Source organism: Winogradskyella sp. (genome assembly GCF_016744625.1).
Lineage (GTDB): Bacteria > Bacteroidota > Bacteroidia > Flavobacteriales > Flavobacteriaceae > Winogradskyella.
The window spans coordinates 1-16,381 of the sequence record NZ_JADGDZ010000081.1 but is presented as its reverse complement, the minus strand read 5'-3'; the positions used below and the strand labels follow the sequence as shown (position 1 = coordinate 16,381).

21 protein-coding genes are annotated in these 16,381 nt (G+C 32.3%); 9 read left to right on the top strand and 12 right to left on the bottom strand.

Features of this window, described 5'->3' with window-relative positions; genetic code table 11:
* Positions 1-233 precede the first annotated feature (233 nt).
* The 3 genes from QZZ53_RS14015 to QZZ53_RS14005 all read left to right on the top strand — a co-directional run bounded on the left by QZZ53_RS14015 (position 234) and on the right by QZZ53_RS14005 (position 1,566).
* Entirely contained in the window at positions 234-542 is a 309-nt protein-coding gene (locus QZZ53_RS14015) for a TusE/DsrC/DsvC family sulfur relay protein (protein ID WP_296385789.1), read from the top strand.
* 28 nt (positions 543-570) lie between these two features.
* Positions 571-1,044, top strand: coding sequence for a DsrE/DsrF/DrsH-like family protein (locus QZZ53_RS14010; RefSeq protein WP_296385788.1), 474 nt, complete (start codon positions 571-573; stop codon positions 1,042-1,044).
* A gap of 162 nt (positions 1,045-1,206) precedes the next feature.
* Positions 1,207-1,566, top strand: coding sequence for a DUF4870 domain-containing protein (locus QZZ53_RS14005; RefSeq protein ID WP_296385786.1), 360 nt, complete (start codon positions 1,207-1,209; stop codon positions 1,564-1,566).
* Between the two features lie 73 nt (positions 1,567-1,639).
* On the opposite strand, the gene dnaN is transcribed toward QZZ53_RS14005, so the two are convergent.
* The 6 genes from dnaN to QZZ53_RS13975 all read right to left on the bottom strand — a co-directional run bounded on the left by dnaN (position 1,640) and on the right by QZZ53_RS13975 (position 6,953).
* Positions 1,640-2,758, bottom strand: a complete 1,119-nt coding sequence (dnaN, locus tag QZZ53_RS14000) for a DNA polymerase III subunit beta (protein ID WP_296385785.1) — start codon at positions 2,756-2,758, stop codon at positions 1,640-1,642.
* Positions 2,759-2,845: 87 nt separating this feature from the next.
* Complete coding sequence (gldG, locus tag QZZ53_RS13995; RefSeq protein WP_296385784.1) at positions 2,846-4,513, bottom strand: gliding motility-associated ABC transporter substrate-binding protein GldG; 1,668 nt, start codon at positions 4,511-4,513, stop codon at positions 2,846-2,848.
* Entirely contained in the window at positions 4,500-4,997 is a 498-nt protein-coding gene (locus QZZ53_RS13990) for a hypothetical protein (protein ID WP_296385782.1), read from the bottom strand. The genes gldG and QZZ53_RS13990 overlap by 14 nt, the downstream gene beginning before the upstream one ends.
* Positions 4,997-5,722 (bottom strand): gliding motility-associated ABC transporter permease subunit GldF, encoded by a 726-nt coding sequence (gene gldF, locus QZZ53_RS13985; protein WP_296385779.1) that lies wholly within the window; start codon positions 5,720-5,722, stop codon positions 4,997-4,999. The genes QZZ53_RS13990 and gldF overlap by 1 nt, the downstream gene beginning before the upstream one ends.
* A 93-nt stretch (positions 5,723-5,815) precedes the next feature.
* Positions 5,816-6,112: an antibiotic biosynthesis monooxygenase family protein gene (locus QZZ53_RS13980; RefSeq protein ID WP_296385776.1), complete on the bottom strand. Its 297-nt coding sequence runs from the start codon at positions 6,110-6,112 to the stop codon at positions 5,816-5,818.
* A 4-nt stretch (positions 6,113-6,116) separates the two neighbouring features.
* The gene (locus tag QZZ53_RS13975; RefSeq protein WP_296385774.1) at positions 6,117-6,953 is read right to left on the bottom strand and encodes an SAM-dependent chlorinase/fluorinase; all 837 of its coding nucleotides are present in this window, start codon (positions 6,951-6,953) and stop codon (positions 6,117-6,119) included.
* A gap of 283 nt (positions 6,954-7,236) precedes the next feature.
* Between QZZ53_RS13975 and QZZ53_RS13970 the strand changes: the two genes are divergently transcribed.
* Positions 7,237-8,190 (top strand): PhoH family protein, encoded by a 954-nt coding sequence (locus QZZ53_RS13970; protein ID WP_296385772.1) that lies wholly within the window; start codon positions 7,237-7,239, stop codon positions 8,188-8,190.
* Between the two features lie 108 nt (positions 8,191-8,298).
* Positions 8,299-9,252 carry a phosphoribosylaminoimidazolesuccinocarboxamide synthase gene (locus QZZ53_RS13965; RefSeq protein ID WP_296385771.1) on the top strand — a complete coding sequence of 318 codons (954 nt, stop codon included), beginning with the start codon at positions 8,299-8,301 and terminating at the stop codon, positions 9,250-9,252.
* 55 nt (positions 9,253-9,307) lie between these two features.
* Here QZZ53_RS13965 and QZZ53_RS13960 read toward each other — a convergent pair whose 3' ends face one another.
* From QZZ53_RS13960 to rlmD, 4 genes are all read right to left on the bottom strand, one after another.
* Positions 9,308-9,832 carry a DinB family protein gene (locus QZZ53_RS13960; RefSeq protein ID WP_296385769.1) on the bottom strand — a complete coding sequence of 175 codons (525 nt, stop codon included), beginning with the start codon at positions 9,830-9,832 and terminating at the stop codon, positions 9,308-9,310.
* 85 nt (positions 9,833-9,917) lie between these two features.
* The gene (locus tag QZZ53_RS13955) at positions 9,918-10,676 is read right to left on the bottom strand and encodes a DUF6048 family protein (protein ID WP_296385767.1); all 759 of its coding nucleotides are present in this window, start codon (positions 10,674-10,676) and stop codon (positions 9,918-9,920) included.
* Positions 10,642-11,202 carry a DUF6452 family protein gene (locus tag QZZ53_RS13950; RefSeq protein ID WP_296385764.1) on the bottom strand — a complete coding sequence of 187 codons (561 nt, stop codon included), beginning with the start codon at positions 11,200-11,202 and terminating at the stop codon, positions 10,642-10,644. The genes QZZ53_RS13955 and QZZ53_RS13950 overlap by 35 nt, the downstream gene beginning before the upstream one ends.
* 3 nt (positions 11,203-11,205) lie before the next feature.
* Complete coding sequence (gene rlmD, locus QZZ53_RS13945) at positions 11,206-12,657, bottom strand: 23S rRNA (uracil(1939)-C(5))-methyltransferase RlmD (protein ID WP_296385763.1); 1,452 nt, start codon at positions 12,655-12,657, stop codon at positions 11,206-11,208.
* 175 nt (positions 12,658-12,832) lie between these two features.
* Between rlmD and QZZ53_RS13940 the strand changes: the two genes are divergently transcribed.
* From QZZ53_RS13940 to rocD, 4 genes are all read left to right on the top strand, one after another.
* On the top strand, positions 12,833-13,288 hold the full coding sequence (locus QZZ53_RS13940) for a hypothetical protein (protein ID WP_296385762.1): 456 nt from the start codon (positions 12,833-12,835) through the stop codon (positions 13,286-13,288).
* Positions 13,289-13,837, top strand: a complete 549-nt coding sequence (locus QZZ53_RS13935; protein WP_296385760.1) for an RNA polymerase sigma factor — start codon at positions 13,289-13,291, stop codon at positions 13,835-13,837. It abuts the gene before it with no gap.
* 126 nt (positions 13,838-13,963) lie between these two features.
* Complete coding sequence (locus tag QZZ53_RS13930) at positions 13,964-14,350, top strand: DUF6768 family protein (protein ID WP_296385759.1); 387 nt, start codon at positions 13,964-13,966, stop codon at positions 14,348-14,350.
* Positions 14,351-14,489: 139 nt separating this feature from the next.
* The gene (gene rocD / locus QZZ53_RS13925; protein WP_296385757.1) at positions 14,490-15,734 is read left to right on the top strand and encodes an ornithine--oxo-acid transaminase; all 1,245 of its coding nucleotides are present in this window, start codon (positions 14,490-14,492) and stop codon (positions 15,732-15,734) included.
* A 77-nt stretch (positions 15,735-15,811) separates the two neighbouring features.
* On the opposite strand, the gene QZZ53_RS13920 is transcribed toward rocD, so the two are convergent.
* Complete coding sequence (locus QZZ53_RS13920; protein WP_296385756.1) at positions 15,812-16,150, bottom strand: CCC motif membrane protein; 339 nt, start codon at positions 16,148-16,150, stop codon at positions 15,812-15,814.
* Positions 16,151-16,160: 10 nt separating this feature from the next.
* Positions 16,161-16,381: DUF2752 domain-containing protein (locus tag QZZ53_RS13915; RefSeq protein ID WP_296385754.1), on the bottom strand; the 221-nt coding region annotated here is incomplete at its 5' end.

Genomic DNA, 16,381 nt, shown 5'->3' with positions numbered 1-16,381 from the left:
GGCTATTGGGAGAATATGATAAAGCCTACCGCGCCTGCCTGATCGGCCGCGATTACAGTATTCAATAATGTTATCTCACGGGTGTGGGCTTTCTTTGCAAAAAGGTTATCCAACCAGTGTCTCAATCTAGAATGAATCTTCCCTGATGTGAAGCCAGTAAAGTGAAGCCTTGAGGCTGGCTAACAAGGCAAATGCAGTTTACCAAAGTTATAACCATTTAAATTTTAGAAACCATGAAAAAATTAATTGCAAATAGAGAAATTGATGTTAACGAAGAGGGTTATTTGGTAGATTTTAAGCAATGGACTCGAGAAGTATCTGAATGCATCGCAGGCGAGTGTGAAGTTGTAATGACAGAAAAACACTGGGAAGTTATTGAATATCTTCAAGATAAACATCACAAAGAAGAAGCATTGTCTATTAGAGGTATCAAAAAAAGTGGTGTTATAAATATTAAAGAATTTTATGCTCTTTTTCCTGGAGGACCATTAAAAAAATCAACATTGATTGCTGGTATTCCAAAACCAAAAAGTTGTATCTAAATTAACTAACAATTTAAAACAAGAGATTATGAGTACTAAAGTAAAAAAGATGCTTTTTATACTGTCTAAAGCAACAATAGAAAATGCGTATGCAGCATTCGTAATGGCAAATGGAGCTAGAATGGAAGGTATTGAATCTGAAATATTCTTCACTTTTTTTGGACTAGAAGCCATTCAAAAGAAAAAACTAGAACATTTACATGTGGCTACAGTCGGAAACCCAGGAATGCATATACCAACGATGCTAGGTGGTTTACCAGGTGTAGAAGCTTTTGCTACAAAAATGATGAAAAAGGAAATGGAAAAACTAGATATGCCACCTATTGGTGAATTCTTAGAAATTCTTTCTGATTCAGGTTGCAAACTTTGGGGCTGTAAATTAGCAGTAGATATGTTTCATTTAAAAGAAGAAGATCTAATAGATGAATTAGATGGTATTTTAACTATAGGAGATTTTTATAGTCGTGCTGATCAAGAAGGTACACAACTATTATTCATTTAGGTTTTATTTGATTTTTAAGTGATTACCATCATTTTACGCGCGGATTTATTGTTCTAAATTTGAACTATAAATAACCAATTATTTATATGGACATTTAAAATGTTTTTATTTTTTGTAACATTTTAAATGTGATTGCGTCATATAAATGTAAAATCATTAATCATGGAATCAAATTATCACACACTTAAACGTACTGACAACCAATTACTAGTCATTACACACCTTGCTCAGTTATTGACTTATATAACAGGTTTTGGAGGTTTAATTGTACCATTGGTAATTTGGGCAACACAAAAAGATCGTGTTGACAATATGGATGCTCATGGTAAAGCGATATTAAACTTTCAATTGAGTGTTATAGTATATGTTATAATAAGTGTTCCTTTAATGCTTATTGGTATAGGGTTTTTAACCTTAATGTTAGTAGGTGTTATGGCATTTGTAATGCCGATTATAAACGCAATAAAGGCTAGTAATGGAGAATTACCTAGCTATCCATTATCTCTTAATTTTGTTAGTTAGTTATTAAAGAAATGGAACTAAAAAAGCTCACCAATTGGTGAGCTTTTTTTTTGTTAAGTAAATGCAAGAATATTTAGTTATTAAGCATCACTGGCATAACAAGCATAGTTACATGTTCACCTTCATCTAAACCATCAATTGGTGTTAAGATACCAGCTCTGTTTGGCAAACTCATTTCTAACTGTACATTATCAGAGTTTAAGTTGTTTATCATCTCTGTTAAAAAACGCGAGTTAAAACCTATTTGCATATCGTCACCTTGATAGTCACAAGTTAAACGTTCTTCAGCTTTGTTACTGTAGTCAATATCTTCTGCTGAGATGTTTAATTCTGCACCAGCAATTTTTAATCGTATTTGATGAGTTGTCTTGTTCGAGAAAATACTAACACGACGTACAGAGTTTAAAAATTGTGTTCTGTCAATGACTAATTTATTCGGATTCTCTTTAGGAATTACCGCTTCGTAGTTTGGATATTTTCCATCAATTAAACGGCAAATTAACACTGAGTTTTCAAACGTAAACTTGGCGTTAGATTCGTTGTATTCTACTAAAACGTCATCCTCACTTCCTGCTAAAATTCCTTTTAAAAGATTTAAAGGTTTTTTAGGCATAATAAACTCAGCTGTTTCGGTTGCACTTACATCATCTCTTGTGTATTTTACTAATTTATGTGCATCTGTAGCAACAAAAGTTAAGTTGTCTTGAGAGAACTGAAAAAATACACCACTCATTACAGGTCTTAAATCATCATTACCAGCTGCAAAAATAGTTTTGCTAATAGCAGTTGCTAAAATATCCCCTTTAATGTTTGTTGTACTAGCATCTTCAATAGATACTGCATTTGGGAATTCAGCACCATCAGCATAAGCTAAGGCGTATTTACCATGATTAGAGCTGATTTCAACAGTATTGTTGTCTTCAACAACAAATGTTAATGGTTGCTCAGGAAACGTCTTCAATGTATCTAATAACAAACGTGCTGGTAACGCAATACTACCTTCAGAATCACTTTCAACATCAATCGTAGATGACATAGTTGTTTCTAAATCACTAGCCGAAATCGTTAGTTTTGATTGACTAAGTTCAAATAAGAAATTATCTAAAATTGGAAGCGTGTTGCTGTTATTAATAACGCCTCCTAATACTTGAAGCTGCTTTAATAAATATGTGCTTGAAACAATAAATTTCATATGGAATATATATGTGTTTTAACTTTTGATTGTCTTACAAATATATCCTAATCGAAGGGTTTTATAAAACAAACTTATTAACAAATGTTAGGTGTATTTTTTCTTTCTAAAGTAGTTGAAAGCAAATCCAAATAGACCAAGCAGTACAAGTGGTAAAGCAATATTAATCAATTGCCATTTCCCTTTGTTGTCTTTTATCTTTTCTGAATCTAAAAACGCAATACTAATTTTTTTAGCCCTAATGTTTATAAGTCCAGTATCATCGAGTAGATAATTGATGGTATTGAGAAGGAATTCCTTATTTCCAAAAGTTTTTCTTGTGAGTTGGTCAAAACCTAACTCTTGTGGTCTATTACGAACAACCTTGTTTTTAATAACATCTCCATCTGAGATTACAACCATTTTGGTTTCAGTACTTTTAGATTTAAAGTCCTTCACTTTAAAAGGTAATACACGTTTGTCATAAACAGAGGTAAATTCGCCCTCTAATAAAACCGCAAGATTCTGAGGCCCTAAATTAAACGTAGCTTCATTTGGTGCTTCTGTGACATTTGCTAAAGAAATAGTTTTTGGAACACCTTCTAATTTAGAACGTGGTGAGCTTTGTAATAAAATAGATTTATCAACTCCGTTTTTCAGCGTATCTATTGGGCTTGCAAAATCATACTTTACCAAGTTTAGATTCTTAGTAATTGGATGATTTGGATTTGAAGCTGCCAAAGGTGAATATTGCCATTGTAAAGGTTGTAATTGTGCTTGACTACCTTCTCCAATGGCCAACATAATAGGAGCAGAGTATAAGTCTTTTACTAAACTTGGATTTATTCGAAGTCCATATTTAAAGAAAAAGTCATTAAGTTTTAAATCACGCATAATAGAAACTCCGGTTCCTGTATCATTGTGTAAACTATCTTCATCCATTATAACTGACTCTGTAAGCCACAAGCTTTTACCACCACCCATAGTGTATTGATCTAAAACTAATTTTTCATTTTCAGAAAACGCTATGCTTGGTTTTGGAGCTACAATTAAATCGTATTGTTTTAAATTATCTAATGTAGCTTGAGGATTAGAAGCTACACTATCTAGTGTAAAAGGTGCAACTCTATAATATTGTTGCATAGTTTTAAGAAAGTCAGCAATGTAAATATCATCAAGTTCTCCATTACCTTTTAAAATAGCTATTGTTTTTGATTTAGGATTAACCAGTTGGTTAAAGCCATCTGCGAAAGCATATTCTAAAGATTGTATAGAATTTGTGACCTGCTCTTGAAGACCTTGTGTAATACTTCGTTTTAAAAGCGGAATCTTAACTCTTTTGTCTTTGTGACTTGCATAAGCCCATGGGAAAATTATCTCTTGAGTTACTTTACCTGTACTATTGTCAGTGTTAATATAGGGCTCTAATCCTTGTTTTGTAAGTTCATCAATATATTGTTGACGTGTCGTTTCGTCTTCAATTGGATTTATATAGTTAACAATGATATTTTCTGTTTCAAGTTGAAATTCATCAATGATTTGTTTCGTTTCAGTTTGAAGTAACCTGAATTCAGAAGGAAAATCACCTTCTAAAAATACATCAATAATTAAAGGTGAATCTAAATTGCTAACTAATGATTTTGATGCGCCAGACAGAGTATAACGACTGTCTTTTGTTAAGTCGAAATGCTGATACATTTTACTAGCGACGATATTGACAAGAATCAACGCAATAATAGTAGTTATAATTAATATGAGCGCTTTATTCTTTTTCATCCTCGTATTTTATTTCTTCTTGATAGGGTCTTAAAGCTATAACCTTGTCTTTTTTAAATGTAATTTCTACACACTCTTTTTTATCATTGAATGCACCAGGCTCAATTCCTAATCCGTAATTCCATTTATTGTTATCGTGTGATTTTGTGCTGTCGTTCCAAGATAACCATTCGTACATGCCCAATGAGTGTGCAATCTCTTCTCTAGATGTGCCAATAAGCGTATCAGACTCTATCATGCTATCTATCATTTCGTAGCGTAAACTTGGTTTTTCTACCCATGCAATATTATCGAAGTACTTTTGGTGATGGTAACTACTCAAAATATTCACAAAAGGATAAAACATATAAAAATATACAAATGGTGTCAACACTAAACTGATTAGTGCAGAAAGCCATTTGCGTTTGTCAACAGTATTCAAAAACAAAAAGAGTAGTAGAAAAACGACTAGCATAAAAATGACTAAGAAAGGTGTTATAATCATTATTGTTGCTTTTGGATTTTAAGTTTTGTAAATACTAAAAAGGCTAACGATAAACTTATAAAATAAACAAGATCTCTAGTATCAATAACACCACGACTCATGCTATTATAATGAGAAGCCATACCAAGATTCTCCATGTAGACGATGTCTCCAAAAATATTGTAGTTTGAAAGTCCTTCAAATCCAAAATAAAAGAAGAAACATATAAATACCGCAATGATAAAAGCAACAATTTGATTATCCGAAAGGGTAGAAGCAAACACTCCAATTGCAGTATAAGCCGCAATTAAAAAGAATAAGCCAAAGTAAGAGCCTAGTGTGCTTCCCATATCAAGATTACCTTCAGGATTTCCTAACTGTGAAACTGTGTAAACATAAAGTAACGTTGGAATTAATGCGATGAGTATTAGAATTAAAGCACCAAAGTATTTACCAAATACAATCTGAAAATGAGAAATAGGTTTTGTTACTAATAACTCCAATGTGCCTTGCTTTTTCTCGTCACTAAAACTGCGCATTGTTACAGCTGGTACAAGAAAAATAAGAATCCATGGAGCTAATAAAAAGAACGATGATAAATTTGCTAAACCATTATCTAGAATATTAAACTCCCCTTTAAACACCCATAGAAACAAGCCATTTAATAATAAAAACACTCCAATCACCAAATAACCTATTGGTGATGCAAAGAATGTGTTTATTTCTTTTTTTAGGATTGCTAGCATATTTTAAATTCAGTATTCAGTATTCAGTATTCAGTATTCAGTATTCAGTTTGCTTTGCGTCTTAGCGACTTTGCGATATTCATCTTTAATTTATTATTCTAAACTAGCCAATTTATCCACACTCCAAGCTTCAGGCTTCCCATTAAATAAAGGTTTTGTTTTTGCCCAAACACCTTTAAACAATTCTGAATGTCTATAATTATTTAAATCTGATTCAGAATCCCAATAACTATACGTAAAAAAGATGTTGGTATTGTTCTGGTCGCGATATAATTCTAAAAAATTACACCCTTTAAAATTTCGAATCTTTTCTTTATTGATTTCAAAATTAGCTAAGAATTCTTCAATCTTAGACGGTTCGAAACTCATTTTTACAATTCTTACTAACAAAGCATTATATTTTAGAAAAGTTTACAGTAACAGTGTCCATAGTTTTTAGTCCCATTAAAGTAGATGCACTACCAACGGTACTACAATTGCTTTTATAAACAGCAATTTCTAAATAACCTGAAGAATTAAAAACGACCAAACCTCTTCCTTCATCATGGCGTTTAGACTCTTCAATTTCAAAATTTATAATATCGCTGTATTTGCTATGAACGGTTCTAAACTTATGGTTGCGAGCCGAAATTTCATAAGCTCTAGTTTTTTGAATTTCCTCAAAGAATTTGCGCTTAATATTGGTAACAACGTTTCCGTAATTATCAACGTAAATTACAGAACCAATGATTTGATTTTTTTCATCGTTAACGAATGGAATTAAATTCTTAATCGGTTTAATGGTGTTAATAACTTTTCCTATAATCTCTAAGGTTCCTCCTCTTGCAATATGGCAAGCTACTTTTACAAAAACATCTAATACAGGGAAACTCGTTTCAATCTTATCGTGAATATTAATTTCTACAATTTTCTCAGGAGCGATTTCTGCACAAATCATACTCATTATGCCGTTATTAGCACATATAAAGTAATGGTCATCTAACTTGACTGCAATGTGCTTGTTTTCAGGACTTAACTCAGAATCTATTCCGATGATATGAATCGTTCCTTTTGGGAAACTACTGTATGCATTTAAGATGATATAAGCCGCTTCAGAAATATCAAAAGGTGATACAGAATGTGATACATCTACAATTCTAATATCCGAAAGTTCACTATAAATCGCACCCTTTATGGCTCCAGCAAAGTGATCTTTTTCTCCAAAATCAGTCGTTAAAGTGATTATTGCCATGGATTGATTGTTGATATTTTTTTAAGAATCGTGATTCTAAAATTATTAGATTTGTGTGTACACTGTACATCCACAAAACTAATAAAAGAAAACAGATTAACAGACCAAATGAATTTTAAAATGAAACATAAATAATTTGAATTATCTTGTGCTTAGATAAGTTATAAAATCCAAGCATAGCATTAGCTATGGTTTTATTTTCTAATGAAATATAAGGACAATAGAAACGAATTATATGGATTATTTTAATGTTTATTTGGTGTAAACTAAATAAAGAACGCTTTTGAACGAACTTATCCTAGAACTCGAAGAAATAACTCCAAAAGAATTCTTCGGTGCACAAAATGCAAATATTGTACTACTAAAAAAATACTTTCCAAAACTTAAAATCGTAGCCAGAGGAAATAAAATTAAAGCCTATGGTGACGAAGATTTACTTGAAGAGTTTGACCGAAGAATGACGATGCTTATGAAGCATTTTGTTAAGTATAATAAGTTAGATGAAAATGTCATTGAACGTGTATTGACAAGTCAAAGTAGCGATGATTATACAACAACAGCTAAGAGTGGTGAAGTCATAGTACATGGTGTTGGAGGTAAACTAATTAAGGCACAAACAGCGAATCAACGTAAGTTAGTAGAGAGTATGCGTAAAAATGATATGGTTTTTGCTATAGGTCCTGCAGGTACAGGTAAGACCTATGTTGGCGTTGCTCTTGCAGTCCAAGCTTTAAAAAGCAAAGCAGTTAAACGTATTATTTTAACACGCCCTGCTGTTGAAGCTGGTGAGAATTTAGGATTTCTACCAGGTGACTTAAAGGAAAAGTTGGACCCATATATGCAACCGTTGTATGATGCATTACGTGATATGATTCCTGCAGAAAAGTTAGACAGTTATATAGAAAAAGGGGTGATACAAATTGCACCGTTAGCCTTTATGCGTGGACGAACTTTAGATAATGCATTTGTGATATTAGATGAAGGGCAAAACACAACGCATGCACAAATGAAGATGTTCTTAACACGAATGGGCAAAAATGCAAAATTTATGCTCACAGGTGATCCTGGTCAGGTAGATTTACCACGACGATCAATTTCTGGATTAAAAGAAGCGCTTTTAGTCCTTAAAAATGTTGAAGGTATTGGTATGATATACTTGGATGATAAGGACGTAATTCGCCATAAGTTGGTGAAGAAAGTGATTGCTGCTTATAAGAGTATTGAAAATCGGGAGTAAAAATTGAATTGTCATTGCGAGCGAAGCGTGGCAATCTATTAAATTAGAACTAAGAACATACAGATTACTACGTCGCGAAAGAGACTCGTAATGATATTATATTAGAAAATGAGTAATACAATAATAGATACCAATTTCAATTTTCCTAATCAGAAAAGTATTTACAAAGGAAAAGTAAGGGAAGTTTACAACATCAATGATGAGCAATTAGTAATGGTTGCAACAGATCGTTTAAGCGCTTTTGATGTAGTGATGCCAAAAGGAATTCCTTATAAAGGGCAAATCTTAAATCAGATTGCGACAAAAATGATGAAAGAGACTGAAGATTTGGTGCCAAATTGGTTGGTTGCTACTCCAGATCCTAACGTAGCTATTGGTCATTTATGTGAGACTTTTAAGGTTGAAATGGTAATTAGAGGCTATATGTCTGGTCATGCAGCACGAGAATATAAATTAGGAAAGCGAATGCTATGTGGTGTCGCAATGCCAGATGGTATGAAAGAAAACGACAAGTTTCCACAACCAATTATTACACCAGCAACCAAAGCAGAAATGGGAGATCACGATGAGGATATTTCTCGTGAAGATATTTTAGCAAAAGGTATCGTTTCTGAAGAAGATTATTTAGTTCTTGAAGATTATACAAGAAAGTTATTTCAACGTGGAACAGAGATCGCAGCAGAACGTGGATTAATTTTAGTAGATACAAAATACGAATTCGGAAAAACTAAGGATGGTAAAATTGTATTGATTGACGAAATCCATACACCAGATTCGTCGCGTTATTTTTATGCTAATGGTTACCAAGATCGACAGGATAAAGGAGAAGCTCAAAAACAACTCTCTAAAGAGTTTGTGCGTCAATGGTTAATTGCAAATAATTTTCAAGGATTAGAAAGACAAACGGTTCCTTATATGAGTGATGAGTATATTGAAACGGTAAGTGAACGCTACATCGAACTCTATGAGAATATTACTGGTGACACTTTTGTAAAAGGAGATGTTAGTGATATTCTGAGTCGGATAGAGGCTAATGTTTTGGAGTATTTGAAGACTGTATAATTGTTTAGTTGTTAGTTGTGTTGTCATTTTGAACTTGTTTCAAAATGACAACACATTAATATTTAGATTTCAAAATCTCTGTATGATGCTCAACATGATAACCTGTCCACATAATAATCTCGCGAATTGGCATTTTGCCCATTAGAGGATGCGGTAAAATAAGATTATCTAGATTTTTATCACTAATCTTTTTGGTTTTGTATTGTAGTTTCTTTTGCTCAGTCTGCAGTCTGTTAAGAATATACTCTTTTTCCTTTAAAATTGGCACTTTCATATTCTGAGAGCCTTTAAAAGTTTTGCCTTTTACATCTAATAAACGTTCTTGGTAACGTTGTACTATAGCATCATATTCTCTAACTGGCCTATTTGCTTTTCCAAATTTATAGCGCAATAAAAACTTAGGCATGCTCAATGCCCTATTGAGTGGTTTTATGCTTTGTAGTAAATGCAAGGCTTGTTGTCCGGTAGTCCATTTTCCATCGGGTCCTTGTGTCCAAGAATCTTCGGGTTGCTTTTCTAACCAGATTATTAATTCAGAATGCTTGTCTTCAATTAAATCTGCAATTGCTTCTTTATCCATAGATATATGGTTTGATAAAGAAAGATACGAAGAAATGTTGATTTGTGTAGTCGTTTAATTGTAGATTCGTTTGAACTGCTAACAGTTATTCCTCCTCTTTTTCTTGAATCACAATTTTGTCCTTCTTAAAAATGGGAACTAAATAAGATAAGTTAAACCCAAATCCTCCACCTATAGCTCCACTATCATAGGTTCTATTAAAGCCAGGAATAAATAGATTATCATAATTATTGGGCTTGGTTTCAGAAACTAGAAACTTGAGTTGTACGTTTACACCTGCAAATAAGTTATTAAAAAGCTCAGCTTTTAAGCCAACTTGTATTTCTCCCCAAATAGCTGTTAAGCCTTTAAACTCTGTGCCATCTTCTACAGAGAAAAGTTCACTGTTCCAATATTGATTATTTATATCGTAAACTTTATAATTGTTCAGGGTTTGACTATATGTACTTGCGCCAACACGAAAACCAGCATAAATCATATTTTCCATATCGAGCCAGTTTTTGTAGAAATTAATATCTACACCACCTTTAAAATAGCTTCCTTTTGATGTGTTATTAAAAACTTCGTTTTCTAGTGTACGCTCTTCATTACCAATTTCACCAGCAATATAGATGCGTTTTGTAAGACGATAATCACCCATAACCTCAAAACCTGTATAGTTATCGTCTAAAAATGTACGAGCTAGTTTACTAACGTCGGCACCAAGACGTAGTCCATATTTTTGTTTATAAACTAAGGTATCAGCAACGGTTTTATTTTCTTCTTGCGCAAAAGCTATTGTAGTAAATAACAGCAAAAGGATAATGCTTCTAATGAAAGATGCGCACATGTACTGTGTTTTCATTTTCTATGGTTGTTTCTACGATATCTATATTACTTATCCATGCTTCTGTGCCAGGTTCTATATTTATATCCAAATTATTAAAGGTGCTTTTATATCCACAAGCTCTAGAGACAAATACGAATTCTGGTATGTATGAGATTTCAATAATATCGATATCTGAGTCTGTTGTTGTATCTGAGTCTAAACGTAAATTTGTGTCTTTTTCTAAAATGAAGCGAGATGTTGTAGTTTCTCCTTCAGTGTCAATTCTTAATGGTAATTCTAATGAACTAGCATTTTCGTTAAATAAAATAGTGGAATCTGATGCTTCGATTGGTTCTATTATCATTCCAGTATCATCAACAACCAAACCTTCACCATAAGCGGTTAATCGTAAAACGCTTTTTAAATCATCAGGATTTGAAATATCGTAAAACTCAATTAAGAGTCGTGGAGTTGTAGCAGTAGTTGCAGCGCAAATATCATCGCGCTCACAGCTGATAAGTGTCAAAGCAATAAATAGGGCAAATAATTTTAGTACTCTCATGTATTATTTTTCAAACAAAACAACCGTTTCAATATGTGCTGTATGCGGAAATTGATCCACCAAACTTAGTTTTTTAATCTCGTAACCAGCTTCCATTAACTGCTCTGTATCTCTGGCTTGTGTTGCAGGATTACAAGATACATAAACCAAACGTTCTGCATTAAGGTTTATTATTTTTTTAAGGGTTTTTGGAGCAATACCTGCACGTGCTGGATCTAAAATTATAGTTCTGATTTTATTTACAAATTCTGGATGTTCGTTTAAAAATTTACCAACATCTGCAGCATAAAATTCTAGACCTTCAATATTATTTCGTTTTGCATTTTTTTTAGCATCTTCTATTGCCGAAGCAACAATATCTACACCAACAATTTTGGTGTTATTAGCTTTACTTGCTATGATTTGCCCGATTGTGCCTGTACCACAAAATAAATCTAAAACTACAGTATTGTCAATGGCGTCTTTATTTTCTAATGCGTAATCAACGACTTTAGAATATAATTTTTCGGCACATTTAGGATTGGTTTGAAAAAAGCTTTTCATACTAATTTCAAAGTTCAAACCTAAGAGCTCTTCAATAATTTTGTCTTTTCCGTAAACTAAATTAATACTACCAGTAGTTGCTATAGTTCTATCTCCAATTTCATCATTTATAGTATGTAATAAACCTGCAACACGATCACCAAATAAATCAACTAAGTAATTGGCAAACTTATCTAAATCAAATTGAGGTAAGTCGTAAGATGTCGTTACTAAATTAAATAAAAGTTTATCAGTTTTGTAAGATTTTCTAACGACAAAATATCTAAAGAAACCTTCTTTTCTTGGTGCATGCCAAGGAGCTAATCCTGTTGCTTGGCAATATGCTTTAATGTCTTTTAAATGGTTTTCAAATTCAGCATCAAATAAACCAGAATCATTATTTAGGTTATCTCCACACCACCAAGTTCCACGTCTTTTAAAGCCTAATGTAAATTCATCAATATCAGTTTTTAATTTACGATTGTAACCAATAGCAGAGAAGCCGTATTCCATTTTATTACGGTAGTGGAAGGTGTTTGGTGAATCTACAAATTCATCAAACTTATCTTCAATATCAGCAACCTTACCAATACGTTTAAATAACTCTAGAGTACTTTGCTTTTTATAAGCATGTTGCATTTCTATAGGCAATTGTATATATGGTGCACCAGGAATATCTTGATAAGGCATATCAACTTCATCTTCCGAAGGCTTTAAAACATCAAACAGCTTACATTCAGCGTATTTTTTGCTCGTTTTTTTTACTTGTGCTTTTACTAATTGTCCTGGTAATGTATTAGGAACAAAAACCACAAATTCACCATGTTCATTTCTAATACGAGCAATTCCTTTTCCACCAAAAGCGTAGTCTTCGATTAATAGTTCTATAATCTCTCCGCGTTTAACAAATTTGTTGCGTTCTCTTTTTGGCATTTATAAAAAATTAGAGTGCAAAGATAGCTGTAATTTTGTTAATTCTTAAGCCAAAAAGTATCTGTGTAAATTAGATTATCTTTAATAAAATTGAACCTTTTTTAATAGTCTACGTCTTTAGAGTATGCAAGTCATAAATATCCATAAACGAACAATCAATCAACCTAAGAATAAGGTGTCTGATTTATTTAAAACAATAGCAACTTCTAATGATTTAGTTTGGCCTTACGAAAATTGGCCAGCAATGAGATTTAAGGATGGATTGAAAATAGGAAGGAAAGGAGGTCATGGACGCGTTAGATATACTATTATTGATTTTAATAAAGGAGACTATATTAAATTTAAGTTCTCTAAACCTGATGGATTTAATGGTACGCATGAATTAAGAATAGAAGAGATTACCTTGGGTAAGACTGAAATAAGTCATGAAATAAGAATGAACACATCATTTAAAGCGACTTTCTTTTGGATATTTATTATTCGTTGGCTTCATGATGCACTAATTGAAGATGCTTTTGATAAAATTGAAAACTATTTTTTAATAGAAAAGAAGCAACCAAAGCACAGTAATTGGGTTGAATTTTTGAGAGGTGCTTATAAAATAAAATCTTTTAAAACGAAACATGCTTAATTGAAAAAAGACCAAAGCATAGACGAAGAATTAGTTAAAGCTTTTAAAGCAGGTGATAAAAAAGCGCTTGCTACATTGGTAAGACGTTGGCACAAATTATTCTGTGATAAAGCTTATTGGTTGGTTAAAGATAAAGATGCTGCTAAAGATATAGCTCAAGATAGTTGGACAATTATTATTAATAAAATTGATGGACTCAAGAATCCTGAACAATTTCAATATTGGGCTTATAGAATTGTATGTAATAAATCTACAGATTGGTTGCGATTGCAAACAAAGAAAAGGAAAAGAATAATTAGTTATGAAATAGAAATTGAAAGCAACGATTCTAAAAAATCAGAAAAGGAGCAATTAAAACAGCTGCTTTTAATAGCCATAAATAGACTGCCAGATAGTCAAAAAACTGTAGTTAGGCTGTTTTATATTGAATCATATAGCTTAAAACAAATAAGTGAATTACTAGAAATATCAGTTGGAACTGCCAAATCAAGGTTGTTCCATGCTAGAGAAAAATTGAAAAGAGGGTTGACCAAACATAAGAATGAATAAAATTTTATTACCAGTCACATTGAATGTAGTAGAAATGCAATTGAAATGAATATTAACAGATTCCTAATATTATCTAATGTGTCATTTTCAGCGCTAAAGAAGTATAAGGAACTAAAAAAATGAATTATGAAAACTAATACAGAAGACATAGACAAATTAATAAAAGAAACTCTAACTCAAGAAGAAGCTAAGTTCTATGACGACTTAGAAGAACAAAACTTATTACAAATGGTATTTGGGCTATTTTCAGGTAAAAATAGTTGGATTGTTATAGTAATGAGTATTGTACAAGTTATCTTTTTCGGACTCTTTATTTATTGTGCTATTCAATTCTTTAATGTTGAGGCTACCAACGATCTTATAAAATGGGGGATTTTCGGAACTATATGTTTAATGGCATCGAGTATGCTAAAGTTATTTTCATGGATGCAAATGGATAAAAAAGCGATTATAAGAGAAATTAAGCGATTAGAGCTACAAGTATCTTCACTTTCAGGAAAAATATCTGAGTAAGTTTTAAATCGAAAGGAATATTTACTAATTTGCACGTTCTTAGGGATGATTTCTTTCCCACGCTGAATTTTCGAGTCTTCGAAAGGATAAAGGTAGATAAGGAATGGATATTTTATTCATTTATTAAATTATTTTTAAAATGGCTGTATTAGACCACATTTCATCGCAAGAAGCGATGGCATTAGAGAACAAGTATGGAGCACAAAACTATCATCCATTACCAGTAGTATTAACAAAAGGTGAAGGTGTTTTTGTTTGGGATGTAGAAGGTAAAAAGTATTACGATTTTTTATCTGCTTACTCATCATTAAATCAAGGACATTGTCACCCAAAGATTGTTAATGCAATGACAGAGCAAGCGCAACGTTTAACGTTGACTTCTCGAGCATTTTATAACGACATGCTTGGTAAGTATGAAAAATATGCTTGCGATTTTTTTGGATTCGATAAATTATTACCTATTAATTCTGGTGCAGAAGCAGTTGAAACTGCTTTAAAATTATGTAGAAAATGGGCTTATGAAGTTAAAGGCTTAGATCTTAATAAAGCAGAAATAATTGTTTGTGAGAATAATTTTCATGGAAGAACAACTACGATTATTTCTTTTTCAAATGACCCAATAGCACGTAAAAACTTTGGGCCATATACAGATGGATTTATTAAAATTGAGTACGATAACTTACAAGCTTTAGAAGATGTTTTAAGTACTAACCCTAATATTGCTGGCTTTTTAGTAGAACCAATACAAGGTGAAGCTGGTGTTTATGTACCAAGTGAAGGTTATTTAGCAAAAGCTAAAGCATTATGTGAAAAGTATAATGTATTATTTATTGCAGATGAAGTACAAACTGGGATTGCAAGAACAGGTAGATTGTTAGCTGTTGATCACGAAAATGTAAAACCAGATGTTTTAATTCTTGGAAAAGCTTTGAGTGGTGGTTTATACCCAGTATCTGCTGTATTGGCTAATAACGAGATTATGAATGTTATTCAACCAGGAAATCATGGTAGTACATTTGGTGGTAACCCAATTGCTGCTGCAGTTGCTATTGCAGCTTTAGAAGTTGTAAAAGATGAAAAATTAGCAGAGAATGCAGATTATCTTGGTAAACTTTTTAGAGCAGAAATGAACAAGTTTATTGAAACTAGTCCTATTGTTAATAAAGTAAGAGGTAAAGGTTTACTAAATGCTATTATAATTAATGACGATGAAGATAGTGATACAGCATGGAACATTTGTCTTCGATTAAGAGATAATGGTTTGTTAGCAAAACCAACACACGGAAACATGATTCGTTTTGCTCCACCTTTAGTAATGACAGAAGATCAACTATTAGATTGTGTGTCTATTATTACTAAAACATTAAAAGAATTTGAAGCTTAAATAAGTTTTAAAAGACAGTATAAAAAAAGCGATTTTCAATTAAGAAAATCGCTTTTTTTTTAAATAACTGAGAAATGTTATTCCATATCCATACCCATTTGTTCCATAACTTCTCGTTGTTGTTCCATATAACCATCCCAACCACCAGCAGCTGATATTTGATAGATTGATACAGCAAGAGCAATTACAGCTAATACAAGTCCGATAATGGCAATAATTTTGGCTGTTTTTACCTGTCCGAAATTACTATAAAGATCAGGTTGTTCAGCATAAAGTTTTTCGTCTTTTTTTGCTAAAAAGAATGCAATACCAGAGAAAATTAAACCTCCAATACCCATACTGCAGCAGCAAGCAATAAATGAAATACTTCCAAGCACAATAGATATCGTTGCATTAGGTAATTTTTGTTGTTCCATAATTAAGATTTTATTTAAGATAAAGTTTAAGTAAATAACTGCCAATGATGACTACTACATTAAGCATAGCCAATATAATAATAATTTTGTTGCCGAATTTAAAATTCTTAAAACTATTAATGATGATAAATCCAAAAAGAACAATGATTGTATAGATGGCTGGATACATAAAAAAAGCATCAACAAACTGTCCTTTAATCAATAAGGCGGCAGAACGTTGAAGTCCACAAC

Bases quoted from the DNA above. Each gene is read 5' to 3' on its own strand.
- QZZ53_RS14010 (WP_296385788.1), top strand. From the start codon at position 571: ATGAGTACTAAAGTAAAAAAGATGCTTTTTATACTGTCTAAAGCAACA.
- rocD (WP_296385757.1), top strand. From the start codon at position 14,490: ATGGCTGTATTAGACCACATTTCATCGCAAGAAGCGATGGCATTAGAG.
- gldG (WP_296385784.1), bottom strand. From the start codon at position 4,513: ATGAAAAAGAATAAAGCGCTCATATTAATTATAACTACTATTATTGCG.
- QZZ53_RS14015 (WP_296385789.1), top strand. From the start codon at position 234: ATGAAAAAATTAATTGCAAATAGAGAAATTGATGTTAACGAAGAGGGT.
- QZZ53_RS13950 (WP_296385764.1), bottom strand. From the start codon at position 11,202: ATGAGAGTACTAAAATTATTTGCCCTATTTATTGCTTTGACACTTATC.
- QZZ53_RS13930 (WP_296385759.1), top strand. From the start codon at position 13,964: ATGAAAACTAATACAGAAGACATAGACAAATTAATAAAAGAAACTCTA.
- gldF (WP_296385779.1), bottom strand. From the start codon at position 5,722: ATGCTAGCAATCCTAAAAAAAGAAATAAACACATTCTTTGCATCACCA.
- dnaN (WP_296385785.1), bottom strand. From the start codon at position 2,758: ATGAAATTTATTGTTTCAAGCACATATTTATTAAAGCAGCTTCAAGTA.
- QZZ53_RS14005 (WP_296385786.1), top strand. From the start codon at position 1,207: ATGGAATCAAATTATCACACACTTAAACGTACTGACAACCAATTACTA.
- QZZ53_RS13920 (WP_296385756.1), bottom strand. From the start codon at position 16,150: ATGGAACAACAAAAATTACCTAATGCAACGATATCTATTGTGCTTGGA.
- QZZ53_RS13955 (WP_296385767.1), bottom strand. From the start codon at position 10,676: ATGAAAACACAGTACATGTGCGCATCTTTCATTAGAAGCATTATCCTT.
- QZZ53_RS13960 (WP_296385769.1), bottom strand. From the start codon at position 9,832: ATGGATAAAGAAGCAATTGCAGATTTAATTGAAGACAAGCATTCTGAA.
- rlmD (WP_296385763.1), bottom strand. From the start codon at position 12,657: ATGCCAAAAAGAGAACGCAACAAATTTGTTAAACGCGGAGAGATTATA.
- QZZ53_RS13990 (WP_296385782.1), bottom strand. From the start codon at position 4,997: ATGATTATAACACCTTTCTTAGTCATTTTTATGCTAGTCGTTTTTCTA.
- QZZ53_RS13965 (WP_296385771.1), top strand. From the start codon at position 8,299: ATGAGTAATACAATAATAGATACCAATTTCAATTTTCCTAATCAGAAA.
- QZZ53_RS13975 (WP_296385774.1), bottom strand. From the start codon at position 6,953: ATGGCAATAATCACTTTAACGACTGATTTTGGAGAAAAAGATCACTTT.